This window comes from Mesorhizobium ciceri biovar biserrulae WSM1271 (assembly GCF_000185905.1).
Classification (GTDB): Bacteria; Pseudomonadota; Alphaproteobacteria; order Rhizobiales; family Rhizobiaceae; genus Mesorhizobium; species Mesorhizobium ciceri.
In genome coordinates this window covers 2,071,037-2,096,953 of sequence record NC_014923.1, presented here as the reverse complement: position 1 = coordinate 2,096,953, position 25,917 = coordinate 2,071,037, and the positions used below count along the sequence as shown (strand labels likewise).

General features: G+C 64.0%; 20 protein-coding genes. 7 read left to right on the top strand and 13 right to left on the bottom strand.

Annotated elements, in window-relative coordinates; all coding sequences use genetic code 11:
• Window positions 1-11 precede the first annotated feature (11 nt).
• The 5 genes from MESCI_RS10050 to MESCI_RS10030 all read right to left on the bottom strand — a co-directional run bounded on the left by MESCI_RS10050 (window position 12) and on the right by MESCI_RS10030 (window position 7,190).
• Window positions 12-569 (bottom strand): invasion associated locus B family protein, encoded by a 558-nt coding sequence (locus MESCI_RS10050; protein ID WP_013529840.1) that lies wholly within the window; start codon window positions 567-569, stop codon window positions 12-14.
• 7 nt (window positions 570-576) lie between these two features.
• Entirely contained in the window at window positions 577-5,289 is a 4,713-nt protein-coding gene (locus MESCI_RS10045; protein ID WP_013529839.1) for a YadA-like family protein, read from the bottom strand.
• Between the two features lie 195 nt (window positions 5,290-5,484).
• The gene (locus MESCI_RS10040; protein WP_064995671.1) at window positions 5,485-6,000 is read right to left on the bottom strand and encodes a helix-turn-helix transcriptional regulator; all 516 of its coding nucleotides are present in this window, start codon (window positions 5,998-6,000) and stop codon (window positions 5,485-5,487) included.
• Between the two features lie 12 nt (window positions 6,001-6,012).
• Window positions 6,013-6,600 (bottom strand): hypothetical protein, encoded by a 588-nt coding sequence (locus MESCI_RS10035; protein WP_013529837.1) that lies wholly within the window; start codon window positions 6,598-6,600, stop codon window positions 6,013-6,015.
• 389 nt (window positions 6,601-6,989) lie between these two features.
• Entirely contained in the window at window positions 6,990-7,190 is a 201-nt protein-coding gene (locus tag MESCI_RS10030; protein ID WP_013529836.1) for a hypothetical protein, read from the bottom strand.
• Window positions 7,191-7,498: 308 nt separating this feature from the next.
• On the opposite strand from MESCI_RS10030, the gene MESCI_RS10025 reads away from it, so the two are divergent.
• The 4 genes from MESCI_RS10025 (at window position 7,499) to MESCI_RS10010 (ending at window position 11,564) form a co-directional block, all read left to right on the top strand.
• Window positions 7,499-8,962, top strand: coding sequence for a phospholipase D-like domain-containing protein (locus tag MESCI_RS10025; protein WP_013529835.1), 1,464 nt, complete (start codon window positions 7,499-7,501; stop codon window positions 8,960-8,962).
• A 108-nt stretch (window positions 8,963-9,070) separates the two neighbouring features.
• Window positions 9,071-9,919: an endonuclease/exonuclease/phosphatase family protein gene (locus MESCI_RS10020; protein ID WP_013529834.1), complete on the top strand. Its 849-nt coding sequence runs from the start codon at window positions 9,071-9,073 to the stop codon at window positions 9,917-9,919.
• Between the two features lie 62 nt (window positions 9,920-9,981).
• Complete coding sequence (locus MESCI_RS10015) at window positions 9,982-10,317, top strand: hypothetical protein (protein WP_013529833.1); 336 nt, start codon at window positions 9,982-9,984, stop codon at window positions 10,315-10,317.
• A 386-nt stretch (window positions 10,318-10,703) separates the two neighbouring features.
• On the top strand, window positions 10,704-11,564 hold the full coding sequence (locus MESCI_RS10010; RefSeq protein WP_164919874.1) for a hypothetical protein: 861 nt from the start codon (window positions 10,704-10,706) through the stop codon (window positions 11,562-11,564).
• Between the two features lie 62 nt (window positions 11,565-11,626).
• On the opposite strand, the gene amaB is transcribed toward MESCI_RS10010, so the two are convergent.
• The 8 genes from amaB to MESCI_RS09970 form a co-directional block, all read right to left on the bottom strand.
• Window positions 11,627-13,141 (bottom strand): L-piperidine-6-carboxylate dehydrogenase, encoded by a 1,515-nt coding sequence (gene amaB / locus MESCI_RS10005; RefSeq protein ID WP_013529831.1) that lies wholly within the window; start codon window positions 13,139-13,141, stop codon window positions 11,627-11,629.
• Window positions 13,142-13,326: 185 nt separating this feature from the next.
• A complete protein-coding gene (locus tag MESCI_RS10000; protein ID WP_013529830.1) occupies window positions 13,327-14,601 on the bottom strand; it encodes an RNA polymerase sigma factor in 1,275 nt (424 codons plus the stop codon).
• On the bottom strand, window positions 14,598-14,972 hold the full coding sequence (locus MESCI_RS09995; protein ID WP_013529829.1) for a YciI family protein: 375 nt from the start codon (window positions 14,970-14,972) through the stop codon (window positions 14,598-14,600). Before MESCI_RS09995 ends, MESCI_RS10000 begins: the two co-directional genes overlap by 4 nt.
• 107 nt (window positions 14,973-15,079) lie before the next feature.
• Entirely contained in the window at window positions 15,080-16,186 is a 1,107-nt protein-coding gene (locus tag MESCI_RS09990; protein ID WP_013529828.1) for a DNA topoisomerase IB, read from the bottom strand.
• A gap of 84 nt (window positions 16,187-16,270) precedes the next feature.
• Window positions 16,271-17,155: a transglutaminase family protein gene (locus MESCI_RS09985; RefSeq protein ID WP_013529827.1), complete on the bottom strand. Its 885-nt coding sequence runs from the start codon at window positions 17,153-17,155 to the stop codon at window positions 16,271-16,273.
• 3 nt (window positions 17,156-17,158) lie between these two features.
• Window positions 17,159-19,570 carry a circularly permuted type 2 ATP-grasp protein gene (locus tag MESCI_RS09980; protein ID WP_013529826.1) on the bottom strand — a complete coding sequence of 804 codons (2,412 nt, stop codon included), beginning with the start codon at window positions 19,568-19,570 and terminating at the stop codon, window positions 17,159-17,161.
• A 6-nt stretch (window positions 19,571-19,576) separates the two neighbouring features.
• On the bottom strand, window positions 19,577-22,936 hold the full coding sequence (locus MESCI_RS09975; protein WP_013529825.1) for a transglutaminase family protein: 3,360 nt from the start codon (window positions 22,934-22,936) through the stop codon (window positions 19,577-19,579).
• A gap of 112 nt (window positions 22,937-23,048) precedes the next feature.
• The gene (locus MESCI_RS09970) at window positions 23,049-24,245 is read right to left on the bottom strand and encodes an acyl-CoA dehydrogenase (RefSeq protein ID WP_013529824.1); all 1,197 of its coding nucleotides are present in this window, start codon (window positions 24,243-24,245) and stop codon (window positions 23,049-23,051) included.
• 137 nt (window positions 24,246-24,382) lie between these two features.
• Here MESCI_RS09970 and MESCI_RS09965 point away from each other — a divergent pair, with 137 nt between their 5' ends.
• The 3 genes from MESCI_RS09965 to MESCI_RS09955 are packed head-to-tail and all read left to right on the top strand — an operon-like array spanning window position 24,383 to window position 25,914.
• On the top strand, window positions 24,383-25,279 hold the full coding sequence (locus MESCI_RS09965; RefSeq protein WP_013529823.1) for a LysR family transcriptional regulator: 897 nt from the start codon (window positions 24,383-24,385) through the stop codon (window positions 25,277-25,279).
• A 53-nt stretch (window positions 25,280-25,332) separates the two neighbouring features.
• Window positions 25,333-25,587 (top strand): type II toxin-antitoxin system ParD family antitoxin, encoded by a 255-nt coding sequence (locus MESCI_RS09960; RefSeq protein ID WP_013529822.1) that lies wholly within the window; start codon window positions 25,333-25,335, stop codon window positions 25,585-25,587.
• Between the two features lie 3 nt (window positions 25,588-25,590).
• The gene (locus tag MESCI_RS09955) at window positions 25,591-25,914 is read left to right on the top strand and encodes a type II toxin-antitoxin system RelE/ParE family toxin (RefSeq protein ID WP_013529821.1); all 324 of its coding nucleotides are present in this window, start codon (window positions 25,591-25,593) and stop codon (window positions 25,912-25,914) included.
• Window positions 25,915-25,917 lie beyond the last annotated feature (3 nt).

Sequence of the window (25,917 nt, the reverse complement as noted above, 5' to 3'; positions counted from 1 at the left end):
TGGCGCCTCGGTTATTTGAGTGGTGAAAGGGCGTCTGACAGCCCCTTGAGCGTTGCGGTAACGGTGATCGTCTGCCCATCGACCGTCGAGTAGGAGATCGCCGGCGTCGCGTTCTGCGATATCTGCCGGCGCATGACGGGGCCGACCGGCAACATGCCGACACAGACCATTTCGTTGCAGCCGTTCAGCTGCACGTCGATCGGCTGCTTCTGTCCATCGAATTTCACGGACACAAGGCCATCGCTCCTGGCGTTCGGGGCGGTGCGCAGGATCATGTACGGCTTGCCGTCCTGGGTGGCGGCAAGCGACCAGCTGAAGGCCATCTTGCCGGACGCGTCCTCGATGATCTGCGAGACGTTGCAGACCTTCTTGCGGGCTTTGAGGTTCTCGTCGCAGATCAGCGTCCAGTTGTCGAATGGGCGTATGGTGCGCTGGTAGTCTCCGAGCTTCACCTCGGGCGGGAGCACCACATCCGAAGGCTTGATCCTGTAGGTCGACGCAACCTGCCCGGCGGCAGGCACGAGGCCGCCGCAAAGCGCCAGGCAGGTCAGGGCAACAAGTCCTTTCATCCCTGCCTCAGTTCAAGGTGAAGCTGATGCCGGCGCCGACGCCGACATGCCCACCCGCTGCCGTGCCCGACAGGTTGCCGCGGATGCGGCCGTCCTCGCTGGTGTAGCCCGCACCGAAGGCGAATGCGCCGGCGTCGCGCCAGAGGCCGCCACCCGCCGCGACGCTCAGCTTTCCGGGCCGGTCGTCGTAGCGCAGCGAGGCGGCGGCGAGACCTATCGCGGCCGCCTGCCGGGCCTCGTCGCGGATGCCGTTGATGTCCGAATTGAGCTGGCCGAGCTTCTGGTCGGTATAGTCGTTGGCCTGCTGCAGGGTCGTGGCGGCTACCTTGTCGGTGTAGTCGTTGGACGTATCGATAGCGTAAGCCACGCGGTTGTCCGTATAGCTCTTGCCGGCGGTCAGGCCCTGGTTCATCTGGTCGACATTGACCGCATCGGTCCCTTTGACGCCGGGGCCTACATTGGAGATGACGACCGGCGCGTTGACGTCGCCACCCTGCAGCGTGATGGTGTTCGACTTGACGCCGCCCGGGGCGTCATAGGTCACCGCGTTCTGGGTGAGGTTTCCGACGCCGGCTTTCAAATCCTCGATCGCCGTGTTGGTGGCGTAGAGCTGCGAGCCGTTGATCGCATCCGTGCTGCCGGCATCGACGCGCCCGGCGGCGACGTTGGTGATCGTCCGCTCGGCGCCGGCATCGCCGACGCTGACGGTTCCGGTCGGAGTCGTTCCGGCGAAGGTGTAGGTCTTGCCGCCGATGACGGTGCTGGAGGTGCCGACGGCTGTCTGCGTCACCGAGCCGGAGCCGAGCGCCACATCGTTGGCGTTGTTGGCATGCGCACCCTGGCCGAGCGCGACGGCGCCCGCCCCGGTAGCCGTCGAGCCATGGCCCGCAGCCACGCTCTCGGCGCCGCTCGCCACGCTTTCCGGCCCGATCGCCACCGCGTTGGTGCCGCCGGCGATGCTGTCGGCCAGCGTCGAATTGGCGTGGAAGTATTTGATGCCGCCGCCATTGCTGATGGTGGTCAGGGCATTGTCGACGGCCGTCAGGCCGTCATAGACGGTCGAGTAGTTGTTGCCCTGGATAGTGTAGGTCGGGCCGGTGATCGAGCCGTCGGGATTGATCGTGGTAACGCCGCCGAACAGGTCGGTGACGTTTTTCGTCACGCCGCGCAACTGCGAGACGTTGACGCCGTCGGTGTCGGCCGAGCCCGCCGCGACATTGGTCAGCTTGCGTTCGGCCCCGGCGGCGCCGATCGACACCTCGCCGACCGAGGTCTGCGGACCGGCGAGCGCGAAGGCCGTGTAGCCGGCCTGCGCGCCGACCGTGGTGATGGATTGCGCACCGAGCGCCACGCTGTTGATGAAGGTGCTCTGGGCGCCGGCGCCGAGCGCCACCGACTGGACCCCGGACGCCAGCGAATTGGTGCCGAGCGCCAGGCCGTCGGCCAGCAACACATGGGCGTTCTGGCCGATGGCCGTTCCGCCGGGCGCTGTCAGGTCGACGATGGCGCCATTGCCGATGCCGATGCCATTGTCGCCGTTGACGACAGTCGTTGGGCCGACCGCGACCGATTCCGCGCCGACCGCGAGCGAGTCGCCCGCCGCCGAATTGGCGTGGAAGTATTTCGTCGAGGTAACCGATACGGCAGCGATGGCGCCGGCGAGCTGGCGCACCGTCACTGCGTCTTGGTCCTGCGTGCCGTCGGCCACGTTGGTGATCTGCCGGTAGGAGTTGACATCGCCGACCGAAACGGCGCCGAGCAGCGTCTTGTCGCTCGTGTTGTACTGGATGAAGTTGGACGGACCGGCCGCGATCTGGCCGGTGGCCGGAGCGATCGCGCGATCGGAGATCGAACCCGAGCCCAGCGCCACGCTGCCGTCGATGCTGGCCTTGCTGTCGCGGCCGAGCGACAGCGCGCTGATGCCGGTCGCGGTCGCATTGTAACCGACCGCTGTGGACCCGACGCCTTGGGCGAAGGAATCGGTCTGCGCCAGCCCGGCCTCGTTGGTGCGGGCGTAGCGGATGCCTATGCCGTTGGCATCGGTATAGGCCGTCGAGGTGTCGCCGGCGATGTTGTTGAACGTGTTGCCGAGATTGGTGACGCCACTGCCAATATTGGCGATATCGGTGGTGTTCTGCGTCACCTGCTGGTTGGTGGCGAAGAGCTGCGAGCCGTTGACCGCGTCCGTCGAGCCGCCGTTCAACTGTCCGGCCGCGACGTTCTGGATCTGGCGCTCGGCTCCCGCCGACCCGACAGAGAAAGCGCCGGCCGGCGTGGTGCCAGCAAAGGTGTAGTTGACACCGCCGATCGTCGTTCCGGCGACATTTGTCGTTGCGCCAGACGTGGAATTCAGGCCGATCGCCACATCGCCGGCATTGTTGGCCACCGCATTCGGGCCGACGGCGACGGAATCGGTTCCCAGTGCCTGGGAATCCGCCAGCGTCGAGTTGGCGTGGAAGTACTTGATGCCGCCGCCGACATTGATGTTGTTGAGCGTGACGCCGATGGCGTCCACCGCCTGGTTGGTGGCGAAGAGCTGCGAGCCGTTGATGGCGTCGGTCGAGAGCGCGCTGATCCGCCCCGCCGCCAGATTGGTAATGGTGCGCTCCGCGCCTGGTGCACCGATGCTGACCGTCGAGGTCGGATTGGTGCCCTGGAAGGCGTAGGTCGTTCCGTTGACCACACCGCTGGCCGTGCCGACCGCCGTAGTGGTGACCGAGCCCGAACCAAGCGCGACATCGCCGGAGCTTGCCGCCGCTGTCGCGCCATCGCCCAGTGCGACGTTCCCGGCGAGGCCGGCTGCGCCCGCCGTCGAGCCGTTGCCCAGCGCCACCGAGCCTTGCCCGATCGCCTTGTTGCTGTTGCCGATGGCGACAGCGCCGTTGGCCATATTGGCCGCGGTGGCGGTTGCCGTGCCATCGCTGTTGGCGATGTTGTTGGCGCCGCCGGTGAAGGCGCCGGTACCGCTGGCGTAGCTCGGATCGCCGATAGAGACGGCGCCGTCGCCAAAGGCGGTGTTGCCGGACCCGATCGAGACCGCCTTGCCGCCGGTCGCCACCGCATTGGTGCCCATGGCCACCGCCTCGGCGGAATCGGCCTTGGCGCTCGTGCCCATGGCGATGGCGTCCTGCGCGCTCGCATTGGCCGACTTACCAACCGCGGTGCTGTTTATGCCGCTTGCCGTGGCGCCCAGGCCCAGCGCGCTCGCGCTCGCGGCGGTCGCGGCGGCGTTGTTGCCGAGCGCCGTGGCCGAGACGTCAGTGGCCTTGGCTCCCGAACCGGCAGCGACCGAGCCTACGCCGCTCGACGTGGCCGAATTACCCATGGCCAGCGCGAAATTGCCTGAAGCCACGGCGACGTTGCCGAGTGCTGCCGAGTTTTGCGCCGTTGCATTTGCCTGGGGACCAATGGCGACTGCATTAGCCGCTGTGGCTTGGGCCTGGAAGCCGACGGCGGCCGAGCTGGCGCCGCCAGCCGAGGTGCCAATGCCGAGTGCGGTGCTGCCGACACCGCCGGAACTGGCATTGACACCAGCAGCGAGAGAATTGTCTCCTGCCGCATTCGCCCCGGATCCGAGCGAGGAGGCGTTTGCGCCGCTGGCAACGGCCGTATTGCCAACCGCCGTGCTGGCGTCGCCACTCGCAACCGTGGTAGCGCCCACGGCAGTGGCGAAAGCGCCGGAAGAGAGCGAATTGGTGCCGATGGCGATGCTGTTGGGCAGGGCCGTATTGGCTTGCACGCCCGCCTGCGCACCCAGGCCGAATGCGATGGACTGGTTGCCCCAGGCGCTGGCGTTCCGACCCATCGCCGTGGCGCCCGTCCCCGTTGCCTTACTTTGGCGTCCGATCGCAGTGGCATCAACCTGAGAAGCTGTAACATCGGTGCCGATGCCGATGGCGCTCTGGGCCAGCGCTCCCGTTCCGGCGGCGGTGCGCGAGCCGAGATAGACGGCGTTTATCGCGGTTGCGGTCGCCTGGAAGCCGACGGCGACGGCGTTCTGCTGGCTAGCAACAGTGCTGGTGCCTTGTGCAACAGTATCCAGCCCGGACGCCGCTGCGAACTGTCCAATCGCAGTGCTGCGCAGCCCGCTGGCTACGGATCCGTAGCCGGCGGCAAACGCATAGTTGTTGTTGGCTGTAGCCGAGACGCCGACTGCGGTGGAATTCCCGCCCGAAGCGTTGGCGTTGGTGCCCAGCGCGCTAGCCCCGGCTCCAGTGGCACTGGCGGCAACACCGATCGCTACCGTATTGATGTTGTTCGAGATCGTGCCGGACCCGATCGCCACCGCGCCGCCAGTGCCCGTGGCCGACGCAGTCCGGCCGATTGCGATCGAGTATTGAGCCGTTGATTGGGCTTGGAAGCCGAGCGCTACCGCCCAGTTAAGGCTGGCGGTTGAGCCATTTCCGATCGCTACGGCCTCAGGCGCGGTCGCGGACCCACCACCGGCTTGATATTGTGCCAGAGCCGGCGTCGCGGCCATGCCGATCGCGAAGGCGCCCAGGGTTGCGGCCGCCGCCGACATCCCGCCGACGCCCAGCGTTCCCAGCCCCAGGCGCTTGCGCCCCATGCCGAGCGCACGATGCGCCATCCGCAACACCGCCATCAGGCGGCGGCGAACCGAGCGGGAGCGAGCATCGGCATTCGCGATCCAGTGCTTGGCGAAATGCGCCGCGCGACGCTGAACAAGAAGCGAGCCGTTCGAAATCTGATTGTCGGTCATGGTCCCTCTCCGCTGGCCGGCACGAAATGTCTGACAATTCCGCTCCATCGCAGGAAGACATGATTCCTGCGTGCGGTATTTCACGATATTGCTGTCTTGTGAGAAAAGAGGCGAGCAAACCGGCATAGGTTAACGGCTCGTTACCCCTGCCAATGCTTTAGAATCAAGTAATCAAGCAACTCCCTAAGCGCCGTCTCATCTAAACTTCGCGCTAAGCTTTCCCATCCGCGCCTGCAGCGGCGTCATCTGCCGGTATTTCTTCATCACGGTGGTAAAATGGCTCTGGCTCGAAAATCCGCTGGAGTGAGCGATGTCGGCGATCGTCATGCCGCTGTCGGCAAGCAACCTTTCAGCGAAATCAAGCCGCAGACCGAGCACGTACTGATGCGGCGGCATCCCGAACGTCCTCGAGAAAGCCCGCACAAAATGATAGGGTGAAAGACCGCAAACCGCGGCCATCTCGGCAAGCGCTAGCTTGCGCGTAAAGTTCTCGTCCAGGAATTGCCGCACGCGGCTCGCGGCGCGGACGGAAAGCCCGCCTTTTGCGTTGAGCGTCGGTTGTCGCGAATTGGGTCCGGAAACCGGTCCGGGGACACCATCCTCACCCGGCATTTCTTGGCCTCCTGATTCGTCCCGGATGAGGTTCAACCCTAGGCTTCCTTCCGCGTTCCCCTGAAAAACAATTCGTGATTGATCGAAGCCGACCGGCATCGCCAACCCCATTCATGAGAGCGTTCCGGCCGGACGGCGTACAACGCGCGGACTGCATGACATTCCAGACGATTCCTGCGGAGCTTGGGGCGGATTTGCAGCAAGATGTATTTTGGAAAACGCCGCAAGGCGCCTGTTGCGGCCTGGGTGGGTGCGCAGCAGATCGGCCGGGTCGACCGTGCCGAAAGCAGGCGGATCGAGTTCGGCGAGATCGAATTCATGCGCGGCCAATTGCGCCAGCGCTTCGGGAGCGATGGAAACGACGGCGTTCTCCCGGGTCAGGGACCAGGCCGGCTTGCTGTCCACACCCGCCGGATTGACGACGCGACATCCGGTCGGCGTATTGCACCGCGTGATCCGGTCGCTGCCGAGCAAGGCTCTCGATCGGCGTGCGGGCCGCAGCGCAATTCCAGTGGAATGCTCTTTGGCCGGGAATGTCTGCGAGACGGGATCGCGGGCGGAGTCTATGACACTCCGCGCCGCGGTGGGCCTCCAGGGGCCTGCGCTTTCAGGAATTATGTCCAGGACATATCGAGCTGTCCGTTCTCGATTGACGCCCTGGGAATTGCCGCTTTCCCGAGCATCGTCCGCATTTTCCATTGCCTGGCCTCAGCCGCTTGTCTGCCGCCTGAAATCCCCCTTAGCCCGACCCGGATCCAACGTAACGCACATGCTGCGGATAGTGAATAACATCCGTACGCAAACAAAAAATTTTGTTCGGGATAAAAGCCCCTCGGGGCGAGGAACCCAGGCCTTTAGGTCGCGACTACGGGTCAACAGGTCCCTTTGGACCCTTCGGCGCATTGGCTGACGGAGCATCAAACGAAAAACCCGCCTGCTCGGCGGGTCACTGGCGCAAATCAGCACCATGCACGAATATATACCTTAGCTGAGATCACCGTGTCAAGAAAAAATTCCTATCGCGAAAAGCTGCCGACGCAAAAGCCGCGACACAGCCAGCAATGCAGAGCTACCAGATTGGCTACCGGTCATTGCAGATCGTCGCGACGATTCTCATACAAATCCCATGCAAGTTCGACAAACCCCAGAAGAACGTCCTCCTCGCTCCATCCGGCAGCGACGGCCGCCTGGACGATCTCGCGGACGAGAGGCAGCAATTGGCGTTGGCATTCTGCCGACGTGTCGGCAACTACGTCATCGCCGGGAGGTTCATCGAAGTTGAATTTCATCGTTAGGCGCCCCCCTCGCCATCAATCAAAGTGTTCATATCATTAAGTTCATTCATCCTGATATACAATAGAGGTCGCACCAAAGCATAAGAGGCTTCGGAGGCTCTGAGCAGAACAGGATGATGCCAGGCTCTATGCTTCCGCTAGGTCAGGTTTGTCCTTCTGAACAGGGTCCGTTGGGAAGCTTCTACCCATCAATCTCTGCGGCTGGTCGAAACCTTCGGCCAGGGCCGCATGCCACCATCCGGCGAATGCGCGGCAGGACCGGCCGCATTGCCTTCTGCAACCGCTCGCTGGATAGTCTCGGCATGTTGGCGACCCTGGCGACTCACTGGCCGCAAATTCTGGCGATCATCTCCGTGGTGATGGCGACGGTCGGCATCGTCCATGCCGTCATGACCAAGGAAGATGTGCGCGCCGCCACCGGCTGGGTCGGCGTGATGGTGCTGTCCCCGATCCTCGGCGTGCTGATCTACGCCGTCGCCGGCATCAATCGCATCCGCCGTGCCACGATCACCGCCCAGCGCCCGTTTGCCGACGGCGTGGTGTCCGCCAAGCATGAGCGCGACGTCGCTGTCGAAGAGGCCCTGATCGTCGAGCGATACGGGCAACGGTTCACGGGCTTGCGGACACTCGGCGACAGGGTGGCGCGGCGCGCGCTCAACCCTGGAAACGCAATCGATGTGCTGGAGACCGGCGACGAGGCCTATGCCGCCATGTGCGCGGCGATCGACGGCGCCGAGCGCAGCGTCCTGCTCGAGACCTATATTTTCGACAATGACGCCGTCGGCCTGCTCTTCGTCGAGGCGCTGGCCGGCGCCGTCCGGCGCGGCGTCACCGTCCGCGTGCTGATCGATGCCGTCGGCGCCCGCTACTCGGTGCCGAGCATCCTGGGGCATTTGCGCGAGGCCAACATCCCCGCCGACCTCTTCAACGGCAACATCGTCATGGGCCTGCGCCTGCCCTACGCCAATCTGAGGACCCACCGGAAGATCCTGGTGGTGGACGGCATCGCCGCCTTCACCGGCGGCATGAACATCCGAAAAGGCTTCTCCGCCGAATTCGCCGGCTCCAACAGCGCCAGGGACACACATTTCCGGGTGACCGGCCCGATCGTCGCCGACCTCTTTTCGGTCGCCGCCGAAGACTGGCGCTTCGCCACCAACGAGGCGCTGAAGGGCGACGCCTGGCGCATTGCCCCGCTGTCGCCATCGCCAGGCGCACCGATGATGGTGCGGGCAGTCGCTTCCGGCCCGGATGCCAGCAACGAGACCAACCACAAGCTGCTGATCGGTGCGTTCTCGGTCGCCCGCAAGTCCATACGCGTGATGTCGCCCTATTTCCTGCCGGATCGGGAACTGATCAGCGCCCTGATCACCGCCGGCAGGCGCGGGGTCGAGATAGACATCGTGGTGCCGGCGGTGAACAATCTCTTCCTCGTCGACCGCGCGATGATGGCGCAGTTCGATCAGGTGCTCAAACACTATTGCCGTGTCTGGCGAACCGAGGGACCATTCGACCATTCGAAGCTGCTTTCGATCGACGGCGTGTGGGCCTATGTCGGATCTTCCAATCTTGACGCCCGATCGCTGCGGCTCAATTTCGAGATCGACTTGGAGGTGCTCGATGCCGGCTTTGCCAGCGAGATCGAGGCGCGGATCGGGTCGGCGATTGCCTCCGCCGTGCCGGTAACGCTGGAAGCCTTGCGAGCCCGGCCGTTCCTTATCAGGCTGTTCGACCGGGCATTGTGGCTCGGTTCACCCTATCTCTAAGGCGGAGGTGCGCTTGAGGAACTCGTCTGTCATGGAACATACGCCGAAATTGCCTATTTTGACTGTATCCGGCTTCTGAATTGAAGCCAGCGAGAACGAGCAGCACAGATGCACAGAATTGGACGCAGCCTCCCGGCAAGCATGCTTCTGTCCCTTCGTGACCGCCGGATGCAGAAAGCTAACGCCGCCGCACTCAAGACGACAGCCACCACCGGCACGCTGGTTGCCTCCTACAATGTCCACAAATGCATCGGCGTCGACAGGAAGTTCGATCCGGACCGGACCATCCGCGTCATCCGCGAAATCGATCCGGATGTCATTGCCCTGCAGGAAGCCGACAACCGCTTCGGCGACCGTGATGGTCTTCTCGACCTGCCGCGGCTCGAACGGGAAACCGGACTGGTTCCGGTGCCGATTTCCGCCACCGGCAAGGGCCATGGCTGGCATGGCAACGTCTTGCTGTTCAAGAAGGGCGTCGTTCGCGACGTGCACCAGATCAAGCTTCCGGGGCTGGAGCCGCGCGGCGCGGTGGTGGCGGAGATCGACCTCGATGGAAGCCGGACGCTGCGCATCATCGCCGCCCATCTTGGCCTGCTGCGCCGCTCGCGCTCCCAGCAGGCGCGCGTCGTGCTCGACCTGATGAACAGCCCGGACGAAAGACCGACCCTGCTGCTCGGCGACCTCAACGAATGGCGGCTTGGCAACCGCTCCGCTCTCAACACGCTGCATGCGACGTTCGGCCCGCAGCCGCCGGCGGTCCCCACCTTCCCGTCGAACCTGCCGCTGCTGGCGCTCGACCGGATCATGGCCAACCGGCATGGCATGATTGCCGCCATCGACGCGCATGACACGCCGCTTTCACGCGTTGCCTCCGACCACCTGCCGCTGACAGCTTTCGTGCGACTGGAGCGGGTGGACGATAACGCCTTGATGTCTCCCGCGTCGCAAAGAGTGTAAAATTAGTCGGAACGCCCAGTTCTTCCGCGAGTTACCATGTCTTGAACGTGTAGGAGGACGAGATGAAGAAGTTGATTCTGGCTTCCCTGTTGGCATTGGCCGCGACAGCGGCGATCACTGCGCCGACGCGAGCGGCAAGCGTGACCATCCAGTCCGACGACGACGACAGATATCTGCCGGATGACGATTCCGACAGTGGGATCGTTATTCGCCGTCACCACCGGGATCGCTATTCCGACAATCAGTATGATGGCGACCGGAACGTTCAGTATGACGATGGCGGATACCGGTACGGCGAATATCGCCGCCACCACAGGCATCATCGCTGCCATATCGAACTGGTCAAGCACTGGCGCCACCACCACAGGGTGATCGAAGAGGTCCGCGTCTGCGGCTGATCCCGATCGTACCAACCGGCCGGCCAAAGCCGGTCGGTTTGGTCGCGTATGGTGGCGAGAGATGCCGCCATCGACCAGTTGGAAACGCTACTGCAGACGACTGACGCGCGGCGCGGTTCGCGCAGCTGGATTACCTGGCTGATCTTGTCGCGATTGCGCTTGGCACGGTAACTCACTCTCCACCATCCTCGTCAAGCCGCAGATCACCGGCGCGCTTCCCAGGGCATGGCAATCGGCTAGCCGATCCCACCATGGACCGGTCGTTGCCCGACCCGTGTTCGGGTTGGGCTTGCTCTTCGCATTTGGTGCCTCTGGACACAGCCGTGGAAGGCTGAAAAATGTGGAGCGCAACTCGGCTTTTGGAGTTGAACCGGAACACCAGGAGGATGGCGCTGAAATTGGAAGATATTGCCGGCCATCCGGCGTTGCATCGCTACGTTCAGGAACAGTCCCTGGCGCTGATCCGAATCTATGAGGAGAGCCCTCGCCTGGCTTCCATTTTCGCCACGCAGCAGCGTTGGCTGATGGGTCATGTCGGCCTCGCCATGCATTTCAGGCGCGATCCGCACGACCGCCGCAAGGAACTGACGGTATCGCGGTTCATCGAGTTCGTGCACCAGCATGCGGTCGCCAGCCGCAACACGGCGGACGCCTTCATCAAGGAGATGCTGCACTACCACATCGCCGAGTATGTGTCGGGTGGCGACGGCCGTACGCACCCTTTGCAGCCGACGGCGGCAACCGTGCAGACCTTTACCGGCTGGGTCCTTGCCCATCTGCGGACGCTGGATCGCCTCGACGGCGCTGACCGCTTGACCAGGTTCCTCGAACACCCCGAGATGGTTGCCGGGCTGCAGCCTCTGGTGGCGGACGGCCTGCTTGCCTCCAAGCCGGTGCGCGAACCCAACCAGACCTTTTCCCTGTTCATCTGGCTCAACAATGGCGGCATCGTCATGGACTGGCTGATGTCGGGCATCGACCCCGATCACGCCGGCCTGGACCAGATTCCGACCAGCGTGGTTTCGATCGGAGATTTCGCCAAATGGCTCAAGCTCTCGCGGACCCATCTGGCCCGCAAGCTGCGCGCTGCCGAGAATCTCGGCAGCATCGGCTGGCTCGGCCAGCGCGGCCATTCGGTGATGTGGGTGTCGAATACATTCTACCAGGAATACATGACAGTCCAGGCGGCCAAACTGGCCATCGTCGACACCGCTTTCAATGCCTGTTTTCCGCCGGCTGGAAGCTGATCGGTGCGGCATCCCCGTAACGGGGATGCCTTTCAATGCGGGCGATCAAAATCCCGAAGTTCTCAGTCGATGTCGAACGACACGCCCTGGGCGAGCGGCAGCGCCTTGGAATAGTTCACCGTGTTGGTGGCGCGCCGCATATAGGCCTTCCATGCGTCGGAGCCGCTCTCGCGGCCGCCGCCGGTTTCCTTTTCGCCGCCAAAGGCACCGCCGATCTCAGCGCCCGAGGTACCGATGTTGACATTGGCAATGCCGCAATCCGATCCGTCGACACCCAGGAAACGCTCGGATTCCTGCAGGTCGCGGGTGAAGATCGACGACGACAGGCCTGCGCCCACGGCATTGTGCTCGTCGAGCACGGCGTCGAAATCCGAATATTTCATCACATAGAGGATCGGCGCGAAGGTCTCTTCCGTGACAGGGGCCACCTGCTTGGGCATCTCGACCAGCGCCGGGTGCACGTAATAGGCATCCGGGTGCCCGTTCTCGACCCGTGCGCCGCCGGTCACCTTGCCACCATGGGCGGCGGCTTCCTTCAGCGCCTTCTGCATGGCCTCGTATGCCGCCTTGTCGATCAGTGGCCCGACCAGCGAGGAGGTCTCCAGCGGATTGCCGACAGACACACTCTCGTAAGCCTTCTTGAGGCGCGGAACCAGGGCGTCGTAGACGCTGTCATGCACGAACAGGCGCCGCAGCGTCGTGCAGCGCTGGCCGGCCGTGCCCATCGCTCCAAAGGCAATCGCGCGCAGCGCCATGTCGAGATCGGCGCTCGGGCAGACGATGCCGGCATTGTTGCCACCGAGTTCGAGCACTGCGCGGGCAAAGCGCTTGGCCAGCCGCGGGCCGACGTCGCGGCCCATGCGGGTCGAGCCGGTCGCCGAAACCAACGGCACTTTGGGGTGATCGACCAGGATCTCGCCGACGGCGCGGTCGCCGATCAGCACCGGCGCCAGGCCATCAGGTGCGTCCGCGCCGAAGCGCTTGACCGCACGCTTGAAGATGGCCTCGCAGGCAAGTGCGGTCAGCGGCGTCTTTTCCGACGGCTTCCACACCACCGCGTCGCCGCAGACCAGCGCCAGGGCGGCATTCCAGGACCACACAGCGACCGGGAAATTGAAGGCGGAAATGACGCCGACGACGCCGAGCGGATGCCAGGTTTCCATCATCCGATGGCCCGGGCGCTCGGTGGCGATGGTCAGGCCGTACAATTGCCGGGAGAGGCCTACGGCGAAATCGCAGATGTCGATCATCTCCTGCACTTCGCCGAGCCCCTCGGACGGGATCTTGCCGACCTCGATCGATACCAGCCGGCCAAGCTCGGCCTTGTGCGCGCGCAGTTCCTCGCCGAGCAGCCGCACCAGTTCGCCACGCCGCGGGCCCGGCACCATGCGCCAGGCCTGGAAGGCCTTGTGCGCGGCATCGATCACCTTGGCCGCGTCAGCCGGCGAGATCGTCTTCAGCGCCGCGATCTGCTCGCCCGTCACCGGGCTGCGCACGATCAGGTCGCCGCCGACGAGCGCCTCCTTGGTCACGCCCAGTTTCGCCAGCAGTTCGGTCGTTTCCTTGCCTATCGTCATTCTTGTCCCTTTCAGATCCCGTCGCCATCATATGGCGCTGGGTTAAGCCTTCGCCGTGTCGCCCGTGTGCCGAAAGGCACTTCAGGCGCAGTCATGGCGTGGCATTACTCGTTTCAGGGGAAAATCGCCACCCCGGCATGGTCCAAGCCCAAACTACACGATTGAGCCAGATGGGGAGGTGACGCTCAGTTTGCCTTTTTCGCCGGCGGGCGCACCGCACCGTCCTTGATCAACCGGTCGATATGCATGCGGATATGGGCAGCCTCTGCCGCCGTGTTCGCAAGCGCTATGGCGCGGTCGAAGGCGACGCGCGCCTCGTCGCCCCGGTCGAGCTGCATCAAGAGGCCCCCCTTGAGCCCGAAAAAGTGGAAATAGCCGGAAAGCCGTTCTTCCAGCGGCTCGATCATGGCCAGCGCCTCCCCCGGTCCACGCACCTTCGAGACCGCGACGGCCCGGTTGAGCGTGACCACCGGCGACGGCTGCATCTGCTCCAGCAAGCGGTAGAGCAGGTCGATCTCGTTCCAGTCGGTATCCTCGGCCTTTTCGGCCCGCGCATGCAGCGCGGCAATCGCCGCCTGCACTTGGTAAGGGCCGGGCTTGCGATGGCGCAGCGCCTTGTCCACCAGTGCCAGCCCCTCATCGATCATCTTGCGGCTCCACAGGCTGCGATCCTGGTCTTCGAGCAGCACGATCTCGCCGCTCTCGTCGAAACGGGCCGGTGCGCGCGCATGCTGCAGAAGCAACAGCGCCGTCAGCCCCATGATCTCCGGCTCGGTCTGGAACAGCCGCAGCAACAGCCGTGCCAGCCGGATCGCTTCCTCGCACAGCGGCGCGCGCGCCGGCGCCTCGCCGCTGTTGGTCGAATAGCCCTCGTTGAAGACCAGGTAGACCATGGCGGCGACGGCGGCGAGCCGTTCCGAGCGCTCGACCGCGCCAGGCGTCTCGAACGGCACGCCGGCGTCCGCAATGCGCGCCTTGGCGCGAGTGATGCGCTGCTCCATGGCGCTTTCGCCAACCAGGAAGGCGCGCGCGATCTGCTTGACGGTGAGACCGGAGACGATGCGCAGCGCCACCGCGATCTGCTGTGTTGCCGGAAGATCGGGATGGCAGCAGATGAACAGCAGCCGCAATATGTCGTCGCGGTAGTGCGCCCCGTCCAGCCGCTCGGCGATATCGCTCTCGGCGTCTTCCAGATCGGAAACCTGGTCTTCCTCCGGCATCGGCGCCTGCTTGGCGCGCTTGCGCACCGCATCGATGCCGCTGTTGCGGCCGACAAAGATCAGCCAGGCCGCCGGGTCGCGCGGCGGCCCGTTCTGCGGCCAGTTCTTCAACGCCCTGAGGCACGCGTCCTGGAAAGCTTCCTCCGCCGTATCGAGATCGCGGAAATAACGCAGCAGCGCGCCCATCGCCTGCGGGCGGGCGGCGCTGATCGCGGAGCTGATCCAGGCCATTTCGGTCATGCGGAAACCGTTGTTGGGTTGAAGACCGAAACCGGCCGGATTTCATAGGAGCCGCCGCTCGGGTTGACCTCGGAAAGCTCGCGGGCGAACTCCACCGCCTCGTCGAGATCGGCGCATTCGAGCGTGTAGAAGCCGAGAAACTGTTCCTTGGTCTCGGCGAACGGCCCGTCGATGACGACCGATTCGCCTTTGACCTTCCTCAACGTCGTCGCGGCCGTGGTCGGCAGAAGCCGTGCCACCGGGCCGAGCCGACCAGCCTTGGCGTACTTGTCCTGAACGTCGAGGAGATTGGCCATGACCTCGTCGTCCTGTGCCTTGCTCCAGGAGCAGACGACATCTTCGGAGGCATAGCAGAGGATTGCGTAGAGCATGGCTGGTCCTTTTCTCTGTCAAAGGACGAAACAGTAAGACCGATCCCGACATGACGTCGATAAAAAAATCCAGATGTGACGGATTTGGCCCCCGTCGGCCGCGTCGGTCAGCTTTCTCCCAGTTTCAGCCATCGCAGCACGAGAGCTTCCTCGTCATCGAGACCGGCAATCGCCCGTTTGCGCTTGTTGGCCTGCGCCATTTCATCCAGCAACCGTCCCTCGGACCACGCTTCGAAGACCCGCGGATGGATATAGCATTTGCGGCAGACGGCACGCGTATTACCCAGCCGTTCGGCAACCTTGTCGATGACGCTGTTCATCGCCCTGTTTCGCTGCGTCTGGCTTTGCGGCAGTTCCGTTTGCGCAAACAGTGACGCGGCGTGAATGGTGCCGCCCCAGGTGCGGAAATGCTTCGAACTGAAGGCGTCACCGACCGCCTCACGGATATAGCGGTTGACGTCCTCGGAGCGGACCGGCCGCCTGTCGCCGTCCTCATCGAGATACTGGAACAGCTTCTGGCCTGGCAGGTCCTGCGCGCCACGCACAATCCTGGCGATGCGGCGGTCGGCCAGCTTCAGCTTCCACTCCTTGCCCGACTTGCCCTTGAAGGCAAAGCGCAGGCTTGAACCGACAATATCGACATGCCGGTCGCGCAACGTGGTCAGCCCGAAGCTCTTGTTGTCGCGGGCGTAGGCGGCATTGCCGACGCGGATCATCGTGTTGTCGAGCAGCCAGACAACCGCGGCGACGACCCGCTCGAACGGCAAGCCACGACGGCGCAGATCGCTATCGACCCTGTGCCGCAGGTCCGGCAGGCTCTCGGCGAATGCGACAAGGCTCGAATATTTGGCACCATCGCGCTCTTCGGCCCATTGCGGATGATAACGATATTGCTTGCGTCCCCGCTGGTCCCTGCCGGTTGCCTGGATATGGCCGTCCGCGTCGGGCGAAATCCACACATCCGTCCAGGCCGGCGGAATGACGATCGCCTCGATGCGGGCCTTGGTGGCGTCCGAAACCGTCCGTCCGTCCGGTCCCTTGTAGGAAAACCCCTTGCCTGTCTTCAGCCGCCGGATACCAGGCTCGGCATCGCTGACATAACTAAGCGACGCATGATCGGCCGAGCTTTGTGCCCCGTTTTTGAACACGCCATCTGGCGATACAGCGTCCTCGCCAGCCAGTCGGCCGGGCGACATTCCGGATTTCTGCAACATGTCGGCTCCACGCGAATTCCGTAGATAAGCCACTGGCCGACCGCTGGTTCCACGCGCCGTCCGAAAACGGTGTCGAGCCTGCCTTCAGGCTTTCTCGAGCACAACCGGAATGACATCGACAGCCTGCTCGCCGACCTGTCCCCCCGTGGTCTTGAGCACGCCGACGATCGGCGCCACGTCCGAATAGTCGCGGCCGTAGCCGACGGTGATATGGTCGTTGCTGGCCCGCATGCCGTTGGTCGGATCGAATTCCTGCCAGCCTGCGTCGCGCCCGCACCAGACCTTGACCCAGGCATGCATGGCATCGGCGCCTTCCAGCCGGGGCTTGCCCTTCGGCGGGATGGTGCGCAGGAAGCCGCTGACATAGCCAGCGGGAATGCCGAGCCCGCGCAGGCCGGCGATCATGATATGCGAAAAGTCCTGGCAGACACCGCGCTTCAGCCTGAAGGCATCGCTGGCCCGGGTCCGCACCGTCGTCGCCTCGCCGTCATAGGTGAAATCACGATGAATGCGATGGCACAGGTTCATGGCCGTGCTGGCGGCGGAACCGGCGATGCTGCTGCGTGCGTAGGCAGTGATCGCATCGTCGATGCCGGCATGGGTGCTGGCCGTCAGGAAATGGTGCGGTGCATCAGGTGCCAGAGACCGCACCGCGGCGAGTTCCTGCCTGAGCCGGGCGATATCGGGCGACACGTCGAGCCCGGGCTCGGGCCGAGACACCGACACGCGGGCGCTCATCCTGATGTCGAGCGCATCATGCGCATCGCGAAAGGCGATCGAGGTGACGTTGTTGCCGAAGAAATCGGAAAAGTCGGAACGCTCGTTGGGCGCCGGCGCAAAGGACAGTGATGCGGCGATGACGCGCTGCACGCCTGATATCGTCGACGGCAGCACGCGCACCTGATGACGACCGCCGCCGGCAGCGGAAGCGTAATCATAGTGGAGATGAAGCCTGATATCGTAGAGCATGATTTATCCGAAATAGGCTTTGGCGAGGCTGTTGTAGAGGCCGCCGATTTCGTGGGCGAGCTCGTCCAGCGCCTTTGCCGTCATATCCGAAGGCTCCTTGATGGCGATCTGGGTGTTGAGCTGCAGGATTTCCTTCGCCGCCGGCGACATTTGCCCCTCCCCGCCGAGCGACGGCAACAGGCCGATTTCGGCCTTCAGCCTTTCGAGCTGGAACAGGATGGAGCGCGGGTTAAGCGGATCGAGCGCCAGCAGGTCGATCACCGTGCGCCGGCCGGCCTGCACCGGATATTGGCGGCGATGGGTCATCACGCTGTCGCCGATCTCCAGCATCATGTCTAGCGCGCCGTCCGGCGCCTTGGCGCTGGTCAGCCGCGACAGCGTGCGGGAGATCTGGATGCCGCGCTCCAGCCGGCGGCCGATCTCGAGGAAACGCCAGCCGGCGAAGCGGTACATGTTCTCGTGCAGCAGGCCGGAAAAGCCGGCGAGCTTACGCAGGATGACTGTCATCGCCCGGGTCGCGTCGTCGCCGGGCGCGACCGTCGTTGCGAACTGATGGATGGTTTTCGACAGGTCCTTCAGCGCCAGCCAGCCGTCGGGCGAGAAGCGGTCGCGGATTTGCCCGGCGCTGTAGACCGCGCTATCCAGCGTGCCGATCAGCCCTGACGGGATCGCCGTCTCGACGTCGATGCCGAAAGGTTCGAGATAATCCCTGATGTCGGCGAGCAGCGGCATGTCCGGGTCGGACGTTTCGGCGAGCCGCACATGGTAGGCGCGCAGGATGCGCACCGTGTCTTCCGAGCGCTCGATATAGCGGCCGAGCCAGGTCAGGTTCTCCGCCGCGCGACTGGGCAGGCTGCCGGGCCTGGTGCGGCTGAAACTGTCGCCTTCCTGCGGCAGCAGCGTCTCGCGCTCCACCGGTTTGTCGCTGACAACCCAGACATCCGCTGCCTGGCCGCCACGCTGCATGGCGATCGCCGTCGGGTCGAGCGACAGGCCGATGCGGGCAAAACCGCCCGGCATCACCGTCCAGCCCTCCGGCGTTCGCGCCAGGTAGACGCGCAGGCTCGCTGGCCGCGGCTCCAGCCACCCGCCGACATAGACCGGCGTCGTCGAAAGCGTCACCGCTTCCTGGCCGACGAAATCGCCGCCATCGCGTTCGATGCGCGCCACCAGCTCCGCCCGCTCTCCGGCCGACAGCGCCGAGCCGAGCTTCGTTGAATCGTCATCCTCGAAGGCAAGTCTCGTCGACAGCGCCGGCCCGATCACCATGCGATCGATGTTGGCCAGCACATGCGCGCGTTCGGTTGCTTGCCCGCACCACCATGTCGCGACGCTTGGCAGCAGCAATTCCTCGCCCCGCAAAGCCCGTGAAATCTTGGGCAGGAAGGCTAGCAGCGCACGCGTCTCCATCAGGCCGGAGCCAAGCGCATTGACGGTAGCAACCGCGCCCTGGCGGATCGCCTCGACCAGGCCCGGCGTGCCGATCTGCGAATCCGGGCGCAGTTCGAGCGGGTCGGCGAAGGCGGCATCGAGCCGCCGCCACAACACGCTGATCGGCATCAGGCCGGAAACCGTGCGCACCATGAGCCGGCCGCCTGAAACGGTCAAATCCTCGCCTTCGAGCAGCATGATGCCAAGGTAGCGGGCGATGTAGGCGTGTTCGTAATAGGTTTCGTTGAGCGGCCCCGGCGTGAGGATGGCGACGCGGCCGTCGGTCTCCTTGGCCATGCCGATCAGCGCGTCGCGAAAACGGCGGAAAAAGCCGGCAAGACGGTGCACATGCATCTCGCCATAGATGTCGGACAGCGCGCGTGTGGTGGCGACGCGGTTTTCCAGTGCGAAACCGGCGCCGGACGGCGCCTGCGTGCGATCGCCAAGCACCCACCACTGGCCGTCAGGTCCACGGCCGAGCTCGAAGGCGCAGAAATGCAGGAAGTGGCCGCCGGCCGGCTTGGTGCCGACGACAGGCCGCAAATATTCGGGGCTGGCGGCGATCAATCCCGCCGGCAGGATGCCTTTTTCGACCAGCCGGTTCGGCCCGTATATATCGGCGATGGTTTCCTCGAACAGTTCGGCGCGCTGCACGAGGCCGGCGCTGATCGCCGCCCACTCGCTCTCTTCGATGAGAACCGGGACATGCGCCAGCGGCCATTCGCGTTCATTGGCGCCGGCCTTGTCATAGACGCGGTAATAAACGCCGGCATCGCGCAGATACTGGTCGGCGCGGGCAAAGCGCTGGCCGAGCTTTTCAGCACCGAGTTCCTCGAGCGCCTCGACAAAATGCTTCCAGGCCGGGCGAGGATTGCCCGATGCGTCGACCATCTCGTCGACGACGCCGTCGATAGGCTGGTAGTGCTCCAGCAGTCTGTGGGTCTGCGGCTTGCCGCGTCCCCTCTTGTGATTCCCCTTTGCCATTGCTGATCAGAGTCTTGCCGGCCGCCGAAGGTCAAGGGTCATCGGGAAATCTTCCGCCGGTTGTTCTTCACGGATCACATAGGCGGATGGCGTATGACCACGCGGTTCGAAGCGGGCGAGCCGCCGAGCTTCCGCCTCGTTGCCATTGACCGGAAAGGTGTCGTAATTGCGCCCGCCGGGATGGGCGACATGGTAGACGCAGCCGCCGACCGCACGGCCCGACCATCGGTCATAGATGTCGAAGACCAGCGGCGTGTTGACCGGCAGCGCCGGATGCAGGCCCGATGCCGGCTGCCAGGCCTTGAAGCGCACGCCTGCCACCGCCACTTCGCGATTGTCAGTGACCTTCATCGGCACGATGCGGCCGTTGCAGACGACTGCGTGGCGCTCCGGGTTCAGCCCTTCGGTCTTGACCTGCAGCCGTTCGACCGAGGAATCGACGAAGCGCACGGTGCCGCCGATCGCGCCTTGCTCGCCCATGACATGCCACGGTTCCAGCGCCTGGCGCAGTTCCAGCTTGATGCCGGCATGCTGAACCTCGCCGCAGAACGGAAAGCGGAATTCGAGCTGGGCGTCGAACCATTCGGGACGGAACTCAAAACCGTTGAGCTTGAGGTCGTCGAGCACGTCGAGGAAATCGGCCCAGACATGATGCGGCAGCATGAAACGATCGTGCAGAGAAGTGCCCCATCGCACGAAGCGGCCGTCGAGCGGGTTCTTCCACGCACGTGCGATGATGGCGCGCACCAAAAGTTGCTGCGCCAGCGACATGCGTGCATTGGGCGGCATCTCGAAGCCGCGGAATTCGACCAGCCCCAGCCGGCCGGTCGGTCCGTCGGGCGAGAACAGCTTGTCGATGCAGATTTCCGAACGATGCGTATTCCCGGTGACGTCGGTCAACAAATTGCGGAACAGCCGGTCGACCAGCCATGGCAAGGGTGCGTTGCCCTGGTCTGGATGCGGCACCTGCGCCATAGCGATCTCAAGCTCGTAGAGCGAGTCGTGACGTGCTTCGTCGAAGCGTGGCGCCTGGCTGGTCGGCCCGATGAACAGGCCGGAGAACAGGTAGGACAGCGACGGATGGCGCTGCCATTGCAGCACCAGGCTCTTCAGCAGGTCCGGCCTTCGCAGGAACGGGCTGTCATTGGGTGTCGCACCGCCGACCACGACATGGTTGCCGCCGCCGGTACCGGTGTGGCGGCCATCGATCATGAACTTGTCTGCGCCAAGCCGTGTCTGCCGCGCCTCCTCGTAGATCGCCGTCGTCGTCGCCACGCAATCCTGCCAGTTGGATGCAGGATGGATGTTGACCTCGATGACGCCTGGGTCAGGCGCGACGCGGATGACGTTGAGGCGCGGATCGTGCGGCGGGCCATAGCCTTCGATGTGCACGGGAAGGCCTATCGCCTTCGCCGCGTTCTCGGCCGCCGCGACCAGTTCGAGATAGTCTTCCAGCGCCTCGACCGGCGGCATGAACACGCAAAGCCGCCCATCGCGCGGTTCGACCGAAAGTGCGGTGCGCACCGCGCCGCCGATCTCGGTGATCTCCTGCTCGACCCGCTCCTGCTGGCCGGTCGCAGCGGTGAACGATGCCGCCTGCTGGCGGCGCGCCATCTCGTCGGCGCCTTCCAGTTCGGCTGGAGCCGGTCCGGCCAGTATGGCTTCACGCGCGGGCAGCGGGCCGCGTGGCAGTGACGGATCGACCGGCACTATATAAGGGAATTGCTCCGGCGGCACATAGGGCAACGTGCCGAGCGGCAGCCGGTAGCCGACCGGTGAATCGCCTGGCACCAGGAACAGCCGGCCACGCCGCGTCTTCCATTTTTCCGAACGCCAGCGCGGATCCGATGCCTGGCTGTTCCAGCGCTGGACGGGGAGCACATAGCCGGACGGTTTGGTCAGCCCGCGCTCGAACACTTTCGCCATGCGGCTGCGTTCTTCCGGATCCTCCAGCCTGGAGTTGGACGGATCGACATTGTCGGGCAGCTTGCCTTCCTTGAGCAGCCATTCGGCCGGATCCTCATAGGCTTCGCTGACCATGGCTTTGTCGATGCCGAGCTCGCCGGCAATCGCGGTGAGCAGGCTTTCGGCCTGCTTCGGGCCGATATCGGCCTCGCTCTTTTCGCGTGCGATCAGCGACGGATCGCTCCACACCGGCTGGCCGTCGGCACGCCAGTAGAGCGAAAAGGTCCAGCGCGGCAGGCTTTCGCCCGGGTACCATTTGCCCTGGCCGTAATGGAGAAAGCCGCCCGGCGCAAAGCGCTCGCGCAGTTTACGGATCAGTTCGTCCGCCTTTTCGCGCTTGGTGGGACCGACGGCGGCGGTGTTCCATTCGGCCGACTCGAAATCGTCGATCGACACGAAAGTCGGCTCGCCGCCCATCGTCAGCCGCACGTCGCCGGCGGCAAGTGCTTTATCGACCTTGTTGCCCAGAGCGTCGAGCGCCTGCCAGCTTTCGTCCGAAAATGGCTTGGTGATGCGCGGATGTTCGGCGATGCGGTCGACCCGCATCTCGAAGCCGAATTCGACATTGGCGAAGCTCGCCATGCCGGAAATCGGGGCCGCGTTGCGGAAATGCGGCGTGGCGGCCAGCGGCACATGGCTCTCGCCGGTGAGCAGGCCCGAGGTCGGATCGAAGCCGATCCAGCCGGCGCCGGGAAGATAGACCTCGCACCACGCATGCAGATCGGTGAAGTCGACGGCGGTTCCGGCTGGACCGTCCAGCGCCACCAGATCGGGCTTCAACTGGACCAGATAGCCGGAAACGAAGCGCGCCGCGATGCCGAGATTGCGCAGGATCTGCACCAGCAGCCAGCTCGAATCCCGGCACGATCCCTTTTTCGCGGCCAAGGTCTCTTCCGGCGAGAACACACCGGTTTCCATGCGCACGATATAGGCGATCTCGCGCTGCAGCCGCGCGTTGAGATCGACCAGGAAATTGACGGTGTTGGCAGCGCTGCGATCGATGGTCTTCAGCAGCGCCGACAGCAGCGGTCCCGCCGGCTCCGGAGTGCGATAGATGGCGAGATCGTCGCGTATCTCTTCCGGATACTCGAACGGAAACGCCTCGGCCGACGGCTCGACGAAGAAATCGAACGGATTGTAGACCGTCATGTCGGCGACGAGGTCAACCTCGATCTTCAACTCCGTCACTGGCTCCGGAAAGACGAAGCGGGCGAGGAAATTGCCGTAAGGATCCTGCTGCAGATTGACGAAGTGGTTCGCCGGCTCGACCTTGAGCGAATGGCTCAGCACCTTGGTACGGGAATGCGGCGCCGGCTGCAGCCGGATGATCTGGGGCCCGAGAACCACCGGCCGGTCGTATTTGTAATGGGTCAGGTGGTAGACGGCTGCCAGAATTGCCATGGGGCCCCGGAATTCAGCGTTTCAAACGATTTCGCTGAACCCTGACACATCTGGCGACCATTCTCCAAGCAGAGATGTTGCGGTGCACCTAATTTAAGCAACGGTTACCGGCTCAGAAAAATGCCTGCAACCCCGTCTGCGCCCTTCCCAGGATCAGCGCATGCACGTCATGCGTGCCTTCATAGGTGTTGACCGTCTCCAGGTTCTGCGCGTGGCGCATGACGTGGTAGCCGATCTGGATGCCGTTGCCGCCATGCATGTCGCGGGCCTGGCGGGCGATGTCCAGCGCCTTGCCGCAATTGTTGCGCTTGACGATCGAGATCATTTCCGGCGCCATCTTGCCTTCATCCAGCAGCCGCCCGACGCGCAAGGACGCCTGCAATCCCAACGCAATTTCGGTCTGCATGTCGGCAAGCTTCTTCTGGTAGAGCTGCGTCCCGGCCAGCGGCTTGCCGAACTGCTTGCGGTCGAGACCGTATTGGCGGGCGCGGTGCCAGCAATCCTCGGCGGCGCCCATCGAGCCCCAGGAAATGCCAAAGCGAGCCCGGTTGAGGCATCCGAACGGTCCGCCAAGGCCCTTTGCGTTGGGCAGCAGCGCGTCCTCGCCGACCTCGACGCCTTCCATCACCACTTCGCCGGTGATCGACGCCCGCAGCGACAGCTTGCCGCCGATCTTCGGCGCCGAAAGCCCTTTCATGCCCTTTTCCAGCACGAAGCCACGGATCTCGTCCTTGCCGTTCTCCCCCTTCAGCTTCGCCCAGACGACGAACACATCGGCGACGGGCGCGTTGGAAATCCACATCTTCGAACCGGACAGCTTGTAGCCGTTGGCGGTCTTCTCAGCGCGCGTCTTCATACCGCCCGGGTCGGAGCCTGCATCCGGCTCGGTCAGGCCGAAACAGCCGATCCACTCGCCGCTGGCGAGCTTGGGCAGGTACTTCTTGCGCTGTTCGTCCGAGCCATAGGCATAGATCGGATACATCACCAGCGACGACTGCACTGACATCATCGACCGATAGCCGGAATCGACGCGCTCTACTTCGCGTGCGACCAGCCCATAGGTGACGTAGTTCGCGCCAAGCCCGCCGAATTCTTCAGGGATGTTGATGCCGAGCAGGCCGGCCTCGCCCATTTCACGGAAGATCGCGGTGTCGAAGGTCTCGTTGAGGTAGGCGTCCTCGATCCGCGGCGCCAGTCTGTCGGCGGCGAAGGCGGCCGCCCCGTCGCGCACCATGCGCTCGTCTTCCGAAAGCTGGCCCTCGATCAGGAACGGGTCTTCCCAGACGAATGCGTTCTTGTCGGCGGCCATGACGTTCTCCCAAACCAATGCTTGTCGCTCAAAACGATGACACGCATGAAGCAAAATGTTGGCCCGTTCTATCGGCCTGTGCCTCGAAAAAATCAAACGAAATTGATTCACCGATCAATGAGCATTAAGAATGGATCATGAGTGTCCAGCGCCGCCTTTTGCCCAACATCAGCGCCCTTGCCGCCTTCGAGGCTGTGGCCCGGCTCGGCAGTTTCACCGCCGCCGCCCAGGAGCTAGATCTGACCCAGGGCGCGGTCAGCCGCCAGATCAAACTTCTGGAAGATCAGTTCGGCCGCCGGCTGTTCGAACGCGATAGCCGCAATGTCAGGCTGTCGGCATCGGGCGAGATCTACGCCGAGGCAGTGCGTTCAGCACTTGGGCAATTGCGTGACGCAGCCCTTGGATTGATGAGCAATCGGCATAGTGGCATGCTGAACCTTGCCATTTTGCCGACCTTCGGCACGCGCTGGCTGATGCCGATGATCCCCGATTTCGTCGAAAACAATCCCGATATCACCATCAATTTCGTCACCCGCGTCGGCCGCTTCGACTTCGCCAGGGAGAGGCTGGATGCCGCCATCCACTACGGCCTGCCGGACTGGCCGGAGGCCGACTCGACACTGTTGGTGCGCGAAACCGTGGCGCCGGTCGTGTCGCCCGAATTCCTCGCCGGCCGCGCCATCGCCGCACCGGCCGATATCGGCCGCCTGCCGCTGCTGCACATGGCGACGCGTCCTGGCGCCTGGACCGAATGGTTCGAGCATCAGGGCCTGAGCGCGCCGACCGGACCCGGCATGCAGTTCGAACAGTTCGGCACCGCCGCCCAGGCCTGCATGGCGGGGCTCGGTGTGGCGCTGCTGCCGTTGATCCTTATTGCAGGCGAATTGCAGCGCGGCCAGCTGGTGCCGGCGCCAGGCCAGCCCATGCAAAGCCGCAGTGCCTACTATCTCGTCGTCCCGCACGACAAGCGCGGCCATCCGCCGGTCGCCAGTTTTCGCGACTGGCTGCTCGGTCAGGTCGCACGTCAAATTTGACTTGGCCGGTTTATCAAAAATTGATAATATTGGATAAAGCGAAAGGAGAGACCATGCCTGCAAGCTACAGCATCGGCACGCGCTATGAGACATTGGTTCGCGAGTTGGTGGAAAGCGGCCGCTATGCCAGCGCCAGTGAGGTTATGCGCGATAGCCTGCGCCTGCTGGAAGAGCGCGAAGAACAGCGCAAGGCAAAGCTTGCTGCGTTGCGCGCGGATATCCGCAAAGGCGTGGAAAGCGGCCCAGGTATCCCTGCCGAAGAGGTATTTCAGCGGCTGGAAGCAAAATACCGCGGCGGAAAGCCGTGAACTATGGCGGTCATATTTGCGCCAGCCGCCGCGCAGGACGTCGAAGAGATCAGCGACTACATCCATGCTGAAAATCCGGCTGCGGGTCGGCGCTTCATTGCCGCGCTCAGGGAACGCTGTAGCCGCATTGCAGACGTGCCGCATGGCGGCGTCCCCCGCCCGACCCTATGGCCCGGCCTGCGCTCCTTTGCATTTCATCGCTATGTTATTTTCTACACCACCGACGGCGATGAGGTGCGTGTCGAGCGCGTCTTGCATGGTGCCCGCGACACTCAATGGCTCTTGAACTCCACGCCTCCCTGTCTCGTTGGGCTGGAACACTCATAGGGC

What these genes read in the sequence shown, in the direction of transcription:
- MESCI_RS10050 (WP_013529840.1), bottom strand. Translation starts at nt 569, where the DNA reads ATGAAAGGACTTGTTGCCCTGACCTGCCTGGCGCTTTGCGGCGGCCTC.
- MESCI_RS10045 (WP_013529839.1), bottom strand. Translation starts at nt 5,289, where the DNA reads ATGACCGACAATCAGATTTCGAACGGCTCGCTTCTTGTTCAGCGTCGC.
- MESCI_RS10040 (WP_064995671.1), bottom strand. Translation starts at nt 6,000, where the DNA reads ATGCCGGTCGGCTTCGATCAATCACGAATTGTTTTTCAGGGGAACGCG.
- MESCI_RS10035 (WP_013529837.1), bottom strand. Translation starts at nt 6,600, where the DNA reads ATGGAAAATGCGGACGATGCTCGGGAAAGCGGCAATTCCCAGGGCGTC.
- MESCI_RS10030 (WP_013529836.1), bottom strand. Translation starts at nt 7,190, where the DNA reads ATGAAATTCAACTTCGATGAACCTCCCGGCGATGACGTAGTTGCCGAC.
- MESCI_RS10025 (WP_013529835.1), top strand. Translation starts at nt 7,499, where the DNA reads ATGTTGGCGACCCTGGCGACTCACTGGCCGCAAATTCTGGCGATCATC.
- MESCI_RS10020 (WP_013529834.1), top strand. Translation starts at nt 9,071, where the DNA reads ATGCACAGAATTGGACGCAGCCTCCCGGCAAGCATGCTTCTGTCCCTT.
- MESCI_RS10015 (WP_013529833.1), top strand. Translation starts at nt 9,982, where the DNA reads ATGAAGAAGTTGATTCTGGCTTCCCTGTTGGCATTGGCCGCGACAGCG.
- MESCI_RS10010 (WP_164919874.1), top strand. Translation starts at nt 10,704, where the DNA reads ATGGCGCTGAAATTGGAAGATATTGCCGGCCATCCGGCGTTGCATCGC.
- amaB (WP_013529831.1), bottom strand. Translation starts at nt 13,141, where the DNA reads ATGACGATAGGCAAGGAAACGACCGAACTGCTGGCGAAACTGGGCGTG.
- MESCI_RS10000 (WP_013529830.1), bottom strand. Translation starts at nt 14,601, where the DNA reads ATGACCGAAATGGCCTGGATCAGCTCCGCGATCAGCGCCGCCCGCCCG.
- MESCI_RS09995 (WP_013529829.1), bottom strand. Translation starts at nt 14,972, where the DNA reads ATGCTCTACGCAATCCTCTGCTATGCCTCCGAAGATGTCGTCTGCTCC.
- MESCI_RS09990 (WP_013529828.1), bottom strand. Translation starts at nt 16,186, where the DNA reads ATGTTGCAGAAATCCGGAATGTCGCCCGGCCGACTGGCTGGCGAGGAC.
- MESCI_RS09985 (WP_013529827.1), bottom strand. Translation starts at nt 17,155, where the DNA reads ATGCTCTACGATATCAGGCTTCATCTCCACTATGATTACGCTTCCGCT.
- MESCI_RS09980 (WP_013529826.1), bottom strand. Translation starts at nt 19,570, where the DNA reads ATGGCAAAGGGGAATCACAAGAGGGGACGCGGCAAGCCGCAGACCCAC.
- MESCI_RS09975 (WP_013529825.1), bottom strand. Translation starts at nt 22,936, where the DNA reads ATGGCAATTCTGGCAGCCGTCTACCACCTGACCCATTACAAATACGAC.
- MESCI_RS09970 (WP_013529824.1), bottom strand. Translation starts at nt 24,245, where the DNA reads ATGGCCGCCGACAAGAACGCATTCGTCTGGGAAGACCCGTTCCTGATC.
- MESCI_RS09965 (WP_013529823.1), top strand. Translation starts at nt 24,383, where the DNA reads ATGAGTGTCCAGCGCCGCCTTTTGCCCAACATCAGCGCCCTTGCCGCC.
- MESCI_RS09960 (WP_013529822.1), top strand. Translation starts at nt 25,333, where the DNA reads ATGCCTGCAAGCTACAGCATCGGCACGCGCTATGAGACATTGGTTCGC.
- MESCI_RS09955 (WP_013529821.1), top strand. Translation starts at nt 25,591, where the DNA reads ATGGCGGTCATATTTGCGCCAGCCGCCGCGCAGGACGTCGAAGAGATC.